13 protein-coding genes and 1 tRNA gene are annotated in these 13448 nt (G+C 71.0%); 7 read left to right on the top strand and 7 right to left on the bottom strand.

The window, feature by feature from the left end; all coding sequences use genetic code 11:
* Positions 1-26: 26 nt before the first annotated feature.
* The 4 genes from ACWCO8_RS29230 to ACWCO8_RS29215 all read right to left on the bottom strand — a co-directional run bounded on the left by ACWCO8_RS29230 (position 27) and on the right by ACWCO8_RS29215 (position 3520).
* A complete protein-coding gene (locus tag ACWCO8_RS29230) occupies positions 27-581 on the bottom strand; it encodes a hypothetical protein (RefSeq protein WP_451034769.1) in 555 nt (184 codons plus the stop codon).
* Positions 582-2870: a DUF6571 family protein gene (locus ACWCO8_RS29225; RefSeq protein ID WP_451034768.1), complete on the bottom strand. Its 2289-nt coding sequence runs from the start codon at positions 2868-2870 to the stop codon at positions 582-584.
* Positions 2871-2885: 15 nt separating this feature from the next.
* Positions 2886-3317: a hypothetical protein gene (locus ACWCO8_RS29220; RefSeq protein WP_451034767.1), complete on the bottom strand. Its 432-nt coding sequence runs from the start codon at positions 3315-3317 to the stop codon at positions 2886-2888.
* 131 nt (positions 3318-3448) lie between these two features.
* Positions 3449-3520: transfer RNA gene (locus ACWCO8_RS29215), tRNA-Cys, on the bottom strand.
* 169 nt (positions 3521-3689) lie between these two features.
* Between ACWCO8_RS29215 and ACWCO8_RS29210 the strand changes: the two genes are divergently transcribed.
* From ACWCO8_RS29210 to ACWCO8_RS29190, 5 genes are all read left to right on the top strand, one after another.
* Complete coding sequence (locus ACWCO8_RS29210; protein ID WP_451034766.1) at positions 3690-5147, top strand: MFS transporter; 1458 nt, start codon at positions 3690-3692, stop codon at positions 5145-5147.
* 33 nt (positions 5148-5180) lie between these two features.
* Entirely contained in the window at positions 5181-5378 is a 198-nt protein-coding gene (locus tag ACWCO8_RS29205; protein WP_451034765.1) for a plasmid mobilization protein, read from the top strand.
* Complete coding sequence (locus tag ACWCO8_RS29200) at positions 5375-5746, top strand: type II toxin-antitoxin system death-on-curing family toxin (protein ID WP_451034764.1); 372 nt, start codon at positions 5375-5377, stop codon at positions 5744-5746. Before ACWCO8_RS29205 ends, ACWCO8_RS29200 begins: the two co-directional genes overlap by 4 nt.
* A gap of 180 nt (positions 5747-5926) precedes the next feature.
* Complete coding sequence (locus ACWCO8_RS29195; RefSeq protein ID WP_362011829.1) at positions 5927-7717, top strand: DEAD/DEAH box helicase; 1791 nt, start codon at positions 5927-5929, stop codon at positions 7715-7717.
* Positions 7718-8111: 394 nt separating this feature from the next.
* Positions 8112-8753, top strand: a complete 642-nt coding sequence (locus ACWCO8_RS29190; protein ID WP_362011826.1) for an IclR family transcriptional regulator — start codon at positions 8112-8114, stop codon at positions 8751-8753.
* Between the two features lie 130 nt (positions 8754-8883).
* On the opposite strand, the gene ACWCO8_RS29185 is transcribed toward ACWCO8_RS29190, so the two are convergent.
* The gene (locus ACWCO8_RS29185; RefSeq protein WP_451034763.1) at positions 8884-9855 is read right to left on the bottom strand and encodes an ArsR/SmtB family transcription factor; all 972 of its coding nucleotides are present in this window, start codon (positions 9853-9855) and stop codon (positions 8884-8886) included.
* A 67-nt stretch (positions 9856-9922) separates the two neighbouring features.
* On the opposite strand from ACWCO8_RS29185, the gene ACWCO8_RS29180 reads away from it, so the two are divergent.
* Entirely contained in the window at positions 9923-11113 is a 1191-nt protein-coding gene (locus tag ACWCO8_RS29180) for an alpha/beta hydrolase family protein (RefSeq protein WP_451034762.1), read from the top strand.
* Positions 11114-11122: 9 nt separating this feature from the next.
* Positions 11123-11914 (top strand): S16 family serine protease, encoded by a 792-nt coding sequence (locus ACWCO8_RS29175; RefSeq protein ID WP_451034761.1) that lies wholly within the window; start codon positions 11123-11125, stop codon positions 11912-11914.
* Here ACWCO8_RS29175 and ACWCO8_RS29170 read toward each other — a convergent pair.
* Complete coding sequence (locus tag ACWCO8_RS29170) at positions 11847-13229, bottom strand: MFS transporter (RefSeq protein ID WP_451034760.1); 1383 nt, start codon at positions 13227-13229, stop codon at positions 11847-11849. The two genes, ACWCO8_RS29175 and ACWCO8_RS29170, sit on opposite strands and share 68 nt — an antisense overlap.
* On the bottom strand, positions 13226-13426 hold the full coding sequence (locus ACWCO8_RS29165) for a hypothetical protein (protein ID WP_451034759.1): 201 nt from the start codon (positions 13424-13426) through the stop codon (positions 13226-13228). The genes ACWCO8_RS29170 and ACWCO8_RS29165 overlap by 4 nt, the downstream gene beginning before the upstream one ends.
* Positions 13427-13448 lie beyond the last annotated feature (22 nt).

The following is a 13448-nucleotide window of genomic DNA, read 5'->3' as shown; positions in this document are numbered from 1 at the left end:
GCGGAGGCCCCTGGAGCCGCAGTGCTTCAGGGGCAGTTCAGCTCGCGCTTCGCGAAGGTGACCAACTGCTGCAACAGGCCCGGGAGCGCGGCGCGCAGCTTCTTCTCGTCGGGGGAGCGGTCCACGTCCACAGACATCTGGATGTACCTTCCGGGATCGGAAGGCGACTTGGAGGGATCGCACACGATGTGCGTGCCTGCGCCGCTTGGCCAGATGATGCCCTTCTCACCCACATCGATGGGCTGGGGCTTGGTCCTGTCCCAGGGGGACCAGTCGACCTGATCTTCGAATTTGTAGCTTGTCGCCCTGGCCGACAGGCTTTCGGCACCGTCGATGTACAGGTTGCATGTGACGGAGCTGAGTCTGTCTTCGTCAAAGACGAAGGGTCCGTCCGACATCGTGGCTTTCGTGCCTGTCGGCATGAGAGGAGCGATCTCGGCTCCGGCGAAGACGCCCCAGCAGAGCCGTTCGGGGAGCTTCGGAACCGTCTTGGTCTCACCGTTGGAGCATCCGACCGCCACTGCGAGGAGCAGGGTGCTCGTCAGCGCGGCCAGTGCACGGGCGCCCAGCGTTCGGCGCATCTAGCTTCCCTTCGGGGCTGAACTGGCGATCAGGTCACGACCGATGGAATGTGCCGTCGCGGTCTTCGTGGAGGCCGCTCCCTGGTACTCCTTGATCTGTTCCGGTGTGAGATCGGATCCTCGGGCGGCGGCCTCCACTGCGGATTTCGCTGCCTCCTTCGCCGCCCTTTCTGCGTCGGTGTAGCCCTCAGCCGACTCGACACGGGACTCGCCGGCCTTGTCGCCCTGCGCCTTCTCCACGGCGGACTCCGTGATGTCCTCCTTGAGCCACATGATCACGTCGCCGCCCACAGGGACCATCTCGATGTACTTGCCCCCCACAGCATCGATGATCCGGTTCGTCCACATGGCGTTGTCCTCCACGCCCTTGTTGAACTCCTCAGTCTCGTGCGCATGGGTGTCGTGGACGGCCTGTGCCCTGGCCTCGGTCATGATGCCCGCGATCTCGCCGCCCGGGTGGACGGCGTTCTCGATCGCGGCCTGGGTGTCCCCGTGCTTCTCGGGGTTGTGGAAGACGTCCGAGACGAGCGCCGTGGTGTAGGCCTGCTGGGCGTTCGTGATCGCACCGTAGGCCTGGGGATCCTGGCCGACCGCGCCGAGGAACAGTGCCATCTGGTCCTTGCGGAACTCGGCCATCACCCCGAACGGCTTCGCCTGGTTCGCCCCGTTCTCCGCGGTCGCCTGCAGATCGGGCATGTACTCGGCGGCCATGTTGCCGAACTGCGGAGCCAGGGCGTGGAGCGGGCCGGGCGGGTCGCCGAGTTTCGCGGCCACCAGTTCCGGTTCCGCGCCGATCTTCGCGACGACCTTCTCCATCACGCTGCTCATGGTCTTGGTGTGCTCCACCGGTGGTGCGTCGTCGTCACCCGGTTCGCGGCCGGTGACCGCCGCCTCCAGAGCGTTGCCCATGGCGGTCTGGCCGGGGTTGTACTCTCCGCCGATGGTGGTGTCGTAATAGTCCGCCGTCGGCTTCTTGTCGAGCATGTACTCGACCATGCCCTGAGCGTCCTTGCCCTTGATGGCGCTGTCGGACAGCGTCACGACACCGTCCTTGTTGGTGTCCTCACGCAGCGGTTCGTCGAAGAAGGCCGCTGATGCCTCGGGATTCCGGCTCATTGCCTCCATGAGGCCGGTGAGGGGGTTGAAGCCCTTGCCGCCCGTCTCGTCGAGGTTGAAGGCCATCTTCTGGTCGTACGGCATGTTCCGCTGCCAGATGTCGGGGTTCTGCTTGTCCATGGCGACCATGTCGCGACCGACCGCGGTAAGGAATTCCTTGTTGTAGGTCCCTTCCCTGAGCAGGGAACCCAGGGCCTGGTAGCCGTACACCTCGGTGCCCAGGCCGGCGTAGCCCGAGACGTCGATCTGTTTGCGGCCCGCCTTCAGGAGCTGTGTGGTCCAGGTGGCGTCGAGGTGGTTCGGTGTCGACGCCTGCGTGGCGAGGCCGAGCATGGCGCCCATGTCGCCCTGGATGTTGCGGACCATGTTCGCGCGGTCCTGGCCGATGGGCCCGAGAGAGGTCGAGTCCAGCGACATCCTCGTGTACGCCTCCAGGGTCCCCTCGGCACCCAGCTTCCGGTAGAAGCCGGCCGAGAACTCCGGGTCCGTGCGGTTGTCGTCCAGAAGCTCTTCGAGGTCCCTGAGCGCGGCCACGTTGCGCGCGGTGCCGCCGTCCCCGGTGACCTTCTTCATGAGTTCCGCCGCCCGGTCGACCTGCTCCGCGTCGAGGCTCTTGTACGTGGGCGCGGTGAAGTTGTGGTCGTCCTTCACGTTCGCGGCGAGGGCGCGCTTCAGGGACTCGTCGGCGTCGGAACAGTCCTCGACGATCCGGTCGAGCTTCCTCTGCCAGGAGGCGACGGCCTCCTTCTGCTTGCGCAGGGCCTCCGGATAGTCGGGGTCGTGGCGCGCCGTTTCGTCGTCCTCCAGCGGATGACGAGGCCTGACCTTGCCGTTGGCGTCCACATGGATGCCTGCGGCCGGGCCCTCCTCGTCCTTGATCCTGACGAGCGCGTCCTTGGCGGCCTTGAACGACGTGTGCGCGTCGTCGAGGAGCAGTTTGATGCCCTTGGCCTGAGCGGCGGCGTCGTCGAACTCCTTGGCCGTCTTCGTGATGAACGGCTTGGTGACGCCCGCGTTGACACCTTGCCAGTCGGCCTTGTCCGACTTCACCTTCATGCCAAGCCGAGCGTCGTCGGCGAGCTTCTCCAGCTTGGCGACCATTTCCGACCAGTCGTCGACCGCTTCCTTGAGCTTGCCGACAGGCGCGTTGACGACGTCGTCGAACTTCAGCATCGGGTCCCCCGTGGACTACTTGAAGTACTCGCTGATCTTGGATACCGCGGTCAGGTTGCCGGCGATGTCGACGTCGTTGTTCGCGTGACTGGCCTTCGTGTAGTCGAGATGGTTGGAGATGTGGGCGCACGCGTCGAGAAGAGTTCGCAGCTGTGTGTTCCAGCGGTCATGGACCTTCAGCAGCTCCGAGCCGCTGGTGAAGTTGCCGTTCATCAAGGCGATCGCCGCGTTGAAGGTCGAGGGGCGGGCGTGGTCCCCGTCCTTCGACAGCCGTCCGTAGAGGCCGTACGCGTCGTGCCCGATGCCTCCGAGCTCGTCGGAGTTCACTGCCAGAACCGCGGCATCGCTCGCAGGGCCGACCGGGCTCCCGTCGACCTGGTTGAGGCGCATCGCCGAAGACTGCGCGGCACTCGCACGGGCGGCAGCCCACTCCTCTTCGAAGGCCATGACCCTTCGCCCCTCCCCCTTTGCCCCGGCCGTCTTCGGCCGGGAAAGTGGTCGTAGCCTACGCGTTCGCTACGGAGCAAAGTGGGGGCGTGGTGGGTTTCGCGCCACAGGAACGAGCTTCCTGTGTGTAGAGGCCGTGATCGGAATTGAACCGACGTAACTCGCTTTGCAGGCGAGCCCCTGAGCCACTCGGGCACACGGCCGTGTTGGTGATGAGAACGACCGTAGGGCGGGGATGCAGCGGCGCTCAAGGGAATCCGGGGTCGTGCAACATGACTGTCATGGCGCGTTCATGGTCGTACGTCCAGGGGACCAGTGGGCGTGGGACTTCGGACAGGGGTCAGAGCGGGCTATGCCTCTTACTCTGGGGGTATGAGCGCCCTCGAACCCCGCGACGCAGACGTCGCGCCCGCCACCGCCGTCCCCAGTCCGGGCGGCGGGTCCGTGCTCGATCGAGAGCATCGGGCGCTCAGCGTCGGCATCGTCTCCGTCGTGCTGCTCATCGCCTTCGAGGCGACCGCCGTCGGGACCGCCATGCCCGTCGCGGCGCGCGAGCTGAACGGCATCCCGCTGTACGCCTTCGCCTTCTCCGCGTACTTCACCACCAGCCTCTTCGCCATGGTCCTGTCCGGGCAGTGGTCCGACCGCAGCGGGCCCCTCGCGCCGCTCACCGTCGGCATCAGCTCCTTCGCCGCCGGGCTCGTGCTCTCCGGGACCGCCGGCACCATGTGGCTGTTCATCCTCGGGCGGGCCGTGCAGGGGCTCGGCGGCGGGCTTGTGATCGTGGCGTTGTACGTGGTGGTGAGCCGGGCGTACCGCGAGGAGCTGCGGCCCGCCATCATGGCCGCCTTCGCCGCGAGCTGGGTCGTCCCCTCCGTCGTCGGGCCGCTCGCCTCCGGGACCATCACCGAGCACCTCGGGTGGCGGTGGGTGTTCGTGGGGATTCCCGTTCTGGTTGTTTTTCCGCTTGCGCTTGCTCTGCCTGCTATACGGCGTACCGCCTCCGGGCCCGCCGATCCCGCCGCGCCCCTCCCGCCGTACGACCGGCGGCGCATCCGGCTCGCCCTCGGCATCTCCGCCGGCGCCGGGCTCCTCCAGTTCGCCGGGCAGGAGCTCCGCTGGCTCTCGCTGATCCCGGCCGTCGCGGGCGCGGCGCTGCTCGTGCCCGCCGTGCTCGGGCTGCTGCCGCGCGGCACCTACCGGGCGGCCCGGGGCCTGCCGTCCGTGGTGCTGCTGCGCGGGATCGCGGCGGGGTCGTTCATCGCCGCCGAGTCCTTCGTACCGCTCATGCTCGTCACCCAGCGTGGCCTCAGCCCCACGCTCGCCGGCCTCTCGCTCGCGGTCGGCGGCGGGACCTGGGCGCTCGGGTCGTGGGTCCAGTCCCGGCCGTGGACGGAGCCGTACCGGGAGCGGCTCGTCGTGATCGGGATGCTGCTCGTCGCCGCCGCGATCGCCGCCGCGCCCAGCGTGCTGGTGCCCTGGGTGCCCGCCTGGATCGTCGCCCTCGCCTGGGCCTGGGGGTGCCTGGGCATGGGCCTGGTGATCTCCTCGACGAGCGTGCTGCTCCTGAAGCTCTCCGCCCCTGAGGAGGCGGGCGCGAACTCGGCGGCCCTCCAGATCTCGGACGGCCTGTCCAACGTCCTGCTGCTCGCGGTCGGCGGGGCGGCGTTCGCCGCGCTCGGCGGGGGAGCGGTGGGACACGCGGCCGCCTCCGCCGGGAGCGCCGGCTCCCATCCGGCCGCCTTCGCCGCCGTCTTCCTGCCCATGGCGGGGGTGGCGTTGGTGGGGGCGTGGGTGGCGACGCGGCTGCGGGTGCCGGAAACCCGCTGACACCGCGTGGTACCGCGCGGTACCATGTGGTACATGGCTGGTCTCAACGTCAGGTTCACCGAGGAAGAGCTGGACGCGCTGCGTGAGCGCGCCGAGGCGGAGGGCCGCAGCATGCAGTCCTTCGCGCACGACGCCGTGATGCGGGCGATCGACGAGCACTCCCGCCTCTTCAACGAGGCGGCCGAGCACGTCCTGAAGGTCAGCGGGGAGCTGAACCGGAGGCTTGCGTGACGCACTACCTCACACTGCCGCAGCTGCTGAACCTCGCGGAGCGCCTGGGAGCGAACGAGGTGCGCGACTACGGTCTGCTCGACTCCGCCCTCGCGCGCCCGCAGTCGAGCGTGTTCGGCCAGGACGCCTACCCCGATGTCTGGCAGAAGGCCGCGGCCCTCATGGAATCGCTGGCTCGCAACCACGGCCTTGTGGACGGGAACAAGCGCATCGCCTGGTATGCCACCTGGGTGTTCCTGCACATCAACGGGCATCCACTGGATCCCGAGTTCGATGTCGACAAAGCCGAGACGTTCGTACTGGACGTGTGCCAGGGGGCGCTGGACGTCCCCAAGATCGCCGCACAGCTGCCGACGTTCGCCCGCTGAGACCCGCCGAGACCCGCTGAGGCCCGCTGAGACCCCCGGCATCCGCTGGCATCCGCTGAGACGGGGCTGTGACGCTCGCCGCACCGGGCGAGGTCACGGCCTCGTCCGCCACGTGCCGCCTCGGCCCCACCGGTAAGGTGGCCCGGTTGTCATATCTGGACGAGCGTCGAACCGGAGACCGTGACTACCACCGCCACCTCCTCCCATCACCTCTCTCCCGCCTTCCCCGGCCGGGCCCCCTGGGGTACCGCCAACAAGCTGCGCGCCTGGCAGCAGGGCGCGATGGAGAAGTACATCCAGGAGCAGCCCCGCGACTTCCTCGCGGTCGCGACGCCCGGCGCCGGAAAGACCACCTTCGCGCTGACCCTCGCGTCCTGGCTGCTGCACCACCACGTCGTGCAGCAGGTCACGGTCGTCGCCCCCACCGAGCATCTGAAGAAGCAGTGGGCCGCCGCCGCCGCGCGGATAGGGATCAAGCTCGACCCCGACTACAGCGCCGGGCCGCTCAGCAAGGAGTACCACGGCGTCGCCATCACCTACGCCGGTGTCGGCGTGCGCCCCATGCTCCACCGCAACCGCTGCGAGCAGCGCAAGACCCTCGTCATCCTCGACGAGATCCACCACGCCGGTGACTCCAAGTCCTGGGGCGAGGCCTGCCTGGAGGCCTTCGACCCGGCGACCCGCCGCCTCGCCCTGACCGGTACGCCCTTCCGGTCCGACACCAACCCCATCCCCTTCGTCACGTACGAGGAGGGGAACGACGGCATCCGGCGCTCCTCCGCCGACTACACCTATGGGTACGGAAACGCCCTCGGTGATGGTGTGGTGCGGCCCGTCATTTTCCTCTCCTACAGCGGCAACATGCGGTGGCGCACCAAGGCCGGTGACGAGATCGCCGCCCGCCTCGGCGAGCCCATGACCAAGGACGCCATCTCCCAGGCCTGGCGCACCGCCCTCGACCCGCGCGGCGACTGGATGCCGAACGTCCTGCGCGCCGCCGACCAGCGGCTGACGGAAGTCAGGAAGGGCATTCCCGACGCCGGCGGGCTCGTCATCGCCTCCGACCAGGACTCCGCCCGCTCCTACGCCAAGCTGATCCGCGAGATCACCGGTACGAAGGCCACGGTCGTCCTCTCCGACGAAGCCGCCGCCTCCAAGCGGATCGACGAGTTCAGCGAGAACAACGACCGCTGGATGGTCGCCGTCCGCATGGTGTCCGAGGGCGTCGACGTTCCCCGTCTCGCCGTCGGCGTCTACGCCACGACGATCTCGACCCCGCTCTTCTTCGCCCAGGCCGTCGGACGTTTCGTACGTTCCCGCAGGCGCGGCGAGACCGCCTCCGTGTTCCTTCCCACCATCCCCAACCTCCTCGGCTTCGCCAACGAGATGGAGGTCGAGCGCGACCACGTCCTCGACAAGCCGAAGAAGGACGGCGAGGAGGACCCGTACGCCGAGTCCGAGAAGGAGATGGCGGAGGCCGAGAAGCAGCAGGACGAGGACACCGGCGAGCAGGACCAGCTGCCCTTCGAGGCGCTCGAGTCCGACGCCGTCTTCGACCGCGTCCTTTACGACGGCGCCGAGTTCGGCATGCAGGCCCACCCGGGCAGCGAGGAGGAGCAGGACTACCTCGGCATCCCGGGCCTGCTGGAGCCGGACCAGGTGCAGCTGCTGCTGCAGAAGCGGCAGGCCCGGCAGATCGCGCACAGCCGCAAGAAGCCCGACACCGAGGCCGACCTCCTCGAGCTCCCCGCCGAACGGCGACCCGTCGTTTCCCACAAGGAGCTCCTCGAGCTGCGCAAGCAGCTCAACACCATGGTCGGCGCGTACGTCCACCAGAGCGGCAAGCCCCACGGCGTCATCCACACCGAGCTGCGCCGCGTCTGCGGCGGGCCGCCGAGCGCCGAGGCCACGGCCGGGCAGATCCGCGAGCGGATCAAGAAGGTGCAGGAGTGGGCGACCCGGATGCGGTGAGGTGCCGGGCCGCCACAAAAGGCCGTTTCCTGGGTCCGTACGTCCGCGGATCGGTGCGGTTTGTTCGTACGTACGAGCAGTGCCGAACCCTTCCCTTGGCCTGAATCGCTCGCACGACAAAGCCGATCTTGTCCGCCGAAGTCCCCCGACGGGACGACGTACACCGCGAACCCGGCCTATCGGGGCGCACGCGCCCGGATTCTGGACGAGGTCTTCCGCTGAGCGGAGTGGCTCGCTACTGTCCCCGCAATGCAAACGCCCCGTGGCAGCGCCGCCGCGGAGCGCAGCCGGTGCGCATGGCCTGCCGGCGGCCTCTGACGTGCGTCGCCGCGGGACCGGTGTCGCAGCTCTCGTTTGAAGGTCCGCCGTCACTCACTCCGAAGGAGAGGGCGTCGTGACCGCGGAAACCTCCCAGACGCTCGACCGGGGCCTCAGGGTCCTCAAGCTGCTCGCCGACACCGACCACGGCCTGACCGTCACCGAGTTGTCCAACCGACTCGGGGTCAACAGGACCGTCGTCTACCGTCTGCTCGCCACACTCGAACAGCACGCCCTCGTCCGACGCGACCTGGGCGGCCGTGCCCGGGTGGGCCTCGGCGTGCTGCGGCTCGGCCGCCAGGTCCATCCGCTCGTACGCGAGGCAGCGCTGCCCGCGCTGCGTTCGCTGGCCGAGGACATAGGCGCCACCGCCCACCTCACCCTCGTCGACGGGGCGGAGGCGCTGGCGGTCGCCGTCGTCGAACCCACCTGGACCGACTACCACGTGGCCTACCGCGCCGGTTTCCGCCACCCGCTCGACCGGGGCGCGGCAGGCCGCGCCATCCTCGCGGCCCGCCAGGGCAACCTCATCGAACCCGGGTTCACGCTCACCCACGGCGAGCTGGAGGCGGGCGCGAGCGGGGCGGCGGCGCCGCTGGTGGGCATCACCGGCATCGAGGGCAGCGTCGGCGTCGTCATGCTCGCGGACGCCGTCCCGGAGCGCGTCGGCCCGAGGGTCGTCGACGCGGCCAGGGAAGTCGCCGACGCGTTGCGGTAGGGGTGCCGACGCGTTGCGGTATGAGCAGACGCGGTGGGGTAGGAGCTGACGCGCTGCGGTATGGGCTCGGCGCGTTGCGGTAGGCGTGGGCAGGGGTTCTACGAGGTTCGCTCGCTCAGCATCGCCGCTGTCAGCCCCCGTCGCCCACCAGCAGCGCGCCCAGGGGCGTCCTGCGGTGTTCCACCGCACGGCCCGCCCGTGCCGTCGTGATCAGGCCCGCCCCGCGCAGCGCGGACGCGTGCGCCGAGGCCGTCGCGTTGCTGACGCCGACGCGGCGGGCCAGGGCCGTCGTCGTGTGGGCGTCGGCCAGTGCGCGGAGGAGTTCCAGGCGGGTGCGGCCCAGGACCGCGGCCAGGGACTCGTCCGTGCCGGGGGCCGCGTCCGGGGTGAGCGGCAGGCCGGGGCCCGCCGCGTACGTCACCACCACCGGCCGGCCCGGCAGGTCCTGGACCAGTGGCCGGCCCGTCCAGTGGAAGGTCGGCAGGAGGACGAGGCCTCGGCCGGTGAGGGGGATCTCCCGCCCGCCCGGTCCGTCCGCCCCCGGCCACTCCCACGTTCCCTCCCGCAGCCGCGTGCCCGGGACCAGGAGCGGCAGGGCCGTGCCCACCCCGTGTGCGGCGACCAGCAGGGCGTACCGCGTGAACTCCGCCCGGTGCAGCTCCTGGACCAGCGGCCACACCGGTGCCACGACCGTCTCGAACGCCGCACGCTGCGCGCGCCGCAGCACCCGCCACGCGCCCGCCCCGCCGGCGTGGAGCTCGCGGATCCACCCCGGGGACGGGCGGCCCGCGTAGACCCGTTCCAGCTCCGCACGCACCAGGCCGGGCGGAGCCCCCTCCACCAGGTCCAGGCCCTCGGCAAGGCTCTCGCCGAGGACGTCGAGGAACAGCGGGGGATCACCCGCCGGGACCAGCTCCCCGAGCGGCGCCACGGCGTCCGGCAGGGACCGCAGCGCCCGGCGCCGCCAGCGGCCGAAGAGCAGCGCGTCGCCGCCGCCGAACATCATCTGGAAGGCCGCGTTCAGCTCCGGCACCGGGGCAGGGCGCGCGGCGAACCGCACCCGGGCGAAGTCCTCCGCCGTGAAACCGATCCGGATCGTCACCGCGCAAGCCTTTCGATCACAGCCTCAACCTTCGCCCGGGACCGCCGTCCGGCGCCAGCCTGCCGGTATGGAAACCACAGAAGCCACATCGCCGCTCATCAGCCGACGGGCCGTCACCCAGGCCGGGCTGCTCGCCGCCTCCCTGGCCGCCCTCGCCCCGACCGCCGCCCGCGCTGCCGCCGCCGCCCTCGCCCCGCGCGACCTCGTCCTCCGGCTGCCCGCGCCCACGGGCCCGTATCCCGTCGGCGCCACCACCCTCCACCTCGTCGACCCCTCCCGCAACGACCCCTGGGTGCCCGAGATCGGTGTACGGGAGGTCATGGTGAGCGTCCTCCACCCCGCCCGTACCGTCCGCGGATACCCGCGCGCGCCGCAGCTGACCCCGGGCGAGGCCGGGCTCTTCACCTTCCTCGCGCCCGCCGTCCACGGGCTGCCCGCGGCCGGTGTCGACTGGGCCGCCACCCTCACCCACACCCACCCGGGCGCCCCCGTCGCCCGCGGCCGGCGGCCCGTGCTGCTCTACAGCCCCGGTGGCGGCGAGGCCCGCACCATGGGCACCTCGCTCGCCGAGGACCTTGCCAGCCACGGCTGGGTCGTCGTCACCGTCGACCACCCCGGCGACGCGAGCCAGGTGGAGTTCCCCGCCGCGCGGCCGGGGCGCGACAAGGTGCGGCAGTCGGTCTTCACCGGCCCGCCCGACGCCGAGCAGTTCCGCACCATGGTCGACACGCGGCTCGCCGACGTCCGCTTCGTCCTCGACCGGCTCGAAGCCCTGGAGGGCCCCCTGGGCCGCGCCCTCGACCTCGGGCGGGTCGGGATCCTCGGGCACTCCGCGGGCGGCACCACCGCCGCACAGGCCCTGTACGACGACCGGCGCTTCGCCGCCGCCGTGAACCTGGAGGGCTACCTGGACCAGGTCGACGGCACGCTCTTCCCGGTGGCCCGGGACGGCGTCGACCGGCCGCTGCTCCTGCTGGGCACCGACGGCTTCTGTGACGCGCGGCTCGACCGCTCCTGGGGCGCGCTGCTCGCCCACCCCGGGGCGCGGGCCCGCCGGCGGCAGCTCGCCGACGCGGGCCACTGGGTCTTCACCGACTACGCCGCCCTCGTGCCCCAGCTCCAGGCCGCCGGGCTGACGACCGAGGCCGACCGGGTCCGGCTGGTCGGCGCGATCGAGGCGGGGGCTGCCGTGCGCGCGGTGCGCCGTCAGGTGCGGGGGTTCCTTGGGGCGCGGTTGCCCGTCGGGGGCGACCAGTAGATTGGGGGCGTGCTCTCCAGTCTCTCGCGTCACCGTGCGCTCGCGCTCTGTGCCCTGCCCGTCGCCGCGCTCTTCGCCGTCGTCGGGCTCGCGCCGTTGCCGTTCGCGATCGCCTCGCCCGGTACCACCGCCGACGTGCTCGGCGCGGTCGACGGGCGGCCGGTGATCACGATCAGCGGCGCACCCGTCCAGGAGACGGATGGCAAGCTCCTGATGACGACCATCGTGGCCACCGGGCCGAGCGTGGACAACGACTTCGCCGACATCGCCGACGCCTGGTTCCGTACCGACCAGGCCGTGCTGCCGCGCGACTCCGTCTACCCGCCCGGCAAGTCGGACGCCGAGGTCGAGAAGCACAACCTCGGCACGATGAAGGAGTCGCAGGACGCCGCCACCGTGGCTGCCCTCGGCTATCTGAAGCTCGACCCGAAGGAGGTGAAGGTCACCCTCCACCTCGCCGACATCGGCGGGCCGAGCGCCGGGTTCATGTTCTCCCTCGGGATCGTCGACAAGCTCGACGGCCAGACCGGCGGCGAACTCACCGGCGGGCGGACCATCGCCGGTACGGGGACGATCGACCCGGACGGTGCCGTCGGCGCCGTCGGCGGGGTCTCCCTGAAGACCCAGGCCGCCGCGCGGGACGGCGCGAGTGTCTTCCTCGTACCGAAGGCGGAGTGCTCCGACGCGCAGGCCGAGCTGCCGAAGGGGATGCGGCTGATCCCCGTCACCACGCTCAGCGAGGCGGTGGACTCGCTCCGGGCGCTGGAGCAGGGGCAGGACGCGAAGGTCCCGAGCTGCTGACCCGCGGCTCCGCCTCGGGCGGTACGTCCACGGGCGGTGCGTCCATCGTGCGCCAGGACGGGAAGACCATCGGCGCGAGCGTGGCCAGGAAGTAGACCCCGCCGAAGGCGAACAGGGCCACCGTGAGCCCGGCCCCCTCGACCAGCTGCCCGGCCGCCAGACCGCCGAGCGGGGTGGCCAGGAGCACCCCGGCCGTGCTCACCCCGGAGACCCGGCTGCGCAGCTCGTCCGGGACGACCTCGTACTTCACCGTCGCCAGGATCGGGTTGAGCACCCCCGCCCCGAACCCGCCCGCCGCCAGGACCACGAGCAGCGGCGCCGTGGTGTCGGTCAGGGCGGCCGTGACGTACGGCGGCGCGCCGCACAGCAGGAAGCCGACTGTGAAGAGCGCGCGGCGCGGGAAGCGGTGCCCGACCACCCCGTACGCGAGCGCGCCGAGCAGCGCGCAGCCGCCGAAGACGGCGACCATCAGGCCGAGCGCGGCAGGGCCCCCGAGGTTCTCCCGGGCGTGCACCGGCAGGAGCACCGAACTCCAGCCCTGGTTCAGGCCGTTGGTGACCATCACCATGACGACGATGCCGAGGATCAGCCGGGAGCGCAGCACGAAGGTGTACCCCTCCCGGAGGTCGGCGCGGTAGCCGGAGAGGGAGAAGGGAGGCGGGTCGGGCAGCGGCGCGGCCGCCCCCACGCCCCGCAGACCGACGAGGATCAGCAGGGCGGAGAGCCCGAAGGTGACCGCGTCGAGGTACAGGACGGAGTCGGCGCCGAGCACCGCGACGAGCACGCCCGCCAGGGCGGCTCCCGTCATGCGTGCGCCCCGGGACACCGCGTCGTAGAGGCTCGCGGCGCGCGCGAGCGGGGTCCCGGCGTGCCGGGCGAGGTCGGGCACGAGGACGGAGCGGGCGGTCTCGCCGGGCGCGTGGAAGAGGCCGGTCACGGCCATCAGCGCGCACAGCATCCAGAACTCGAGCAGCCCCGCGCGGTGCAGGAGCGGGATCGCGGCGAGCGCGAGCGCGCAGACCAGGTCGGAGGCGACGCTGATCCGCCGGCGCCCGATCCGGTCGATGACCGGTCCGCCGACGATCGCGGAGACGACGACGGGGACCGCCGCGCAGAACGCGACCAGACCCGCCTTGCCCGGGCTGCCCGTGGTGTCGAGCGCGAACCACGGGACGCCGATGAGGGTCAGCGAATTGCCGGTGACGGAGACGGCGTTGGCGGCCAGGACCGTGGCCAGGGGGGTGCGGTTCGGTGAGAGGGGGGAGGGCGGCGGTCGTAAGTGGGACGGGCGTACGTGTTTCCCGGGGCCGCTCATGCGGCGAGGGTGGCCGTGCGGGCGGCGGCCTGCTTGCCGCCGGGGACGGCGAGTCTGAGCCCCAACTCGACCAAGGTCCAGCCCAGTTGGGCGCGTACCCGGGTGCGGGGGAGGGGGTGCTCCGCCAGGGTGGCGGCGGCGGTGTGGAGTTCGGCGGCGCGGAGGTCGTGGAGCAGGAGGTGGACATCGGCGTGCATGACTTCGTGATCCCTTCCGGCT

The sequence above is a fragment of the Streptomyces sp. NPDC001927 genome (genome assembly GCF_053594455.1).
This window is presented reverse-complemented; position numbering and strand designations above follow the sequence as displayed.

What these genes read in the sequence shown, in the direction of transcription:
- ACWCO8_RS29180 (WP_451034762.1), top strand. Translation starts at nt 9,923, where the DNA reads ATGGAAACCACAGAAGCCACATCGCCGCTCATCAGCCGACGGGCCGTC.
- ACWCO8_RS29210 (WP_451034766.1), top strand. Translation starts at nt 3,690, where the DNA reads ATGAGCGCCCTCGAACCCCGCGACGCAGACGTCGCGCCCGCCACCGCC.
- ACWCO8_RS29220 (WP_451034767.1), bottom strand. Translation starts at nt 3,317, where the DNA reads ATGGCCTTCGAAGAGGAGTGGGCTGCCGCCCGTGCGAGTGCCGCGCAG.
- ACWCO8_RS29165 (WP_451034759.1), bottom strand. Translation starts at nt 13,426, where the DNA reads ATGCACGCCGATGTCCACCTCCTGCTCCACGACCTCCGCGCCGCCGAA.
- ACWCO8_RS29230 (WP_451034769.1), bottom strand. Translation starts at nt 581, where the DNA reads ATGCGCCGAACGCTGGGCGCCCGTGCACTGGCCGCGCTGACGAGCACC.
- ACWCO8_RS29225 (WP_451034768.1), bottom strand. Translation starts at nt 2,870, where the DNA reads ATGCTGAAGTTCGACGACGTCGTCAACGCGCCTGTCGGCAAGCTCAAG.
- ACWCO8_RS29205 (WP_451034765.1), top strand. Translation starts at nt 5,181, where the DNA reads ATGGCTGGTCTCAACGTCAGGTTCACCGAGGAAGAGCTGGACGCGCTG.
- ACWCO8_RS29170 (WP_451034760.1), bottom strand. Translation starts at nt 13,229, where the DNA reads ATGAGCGGCCCCGGGAAACACGTACGCCCGTCCCACTTACGACCGCCG.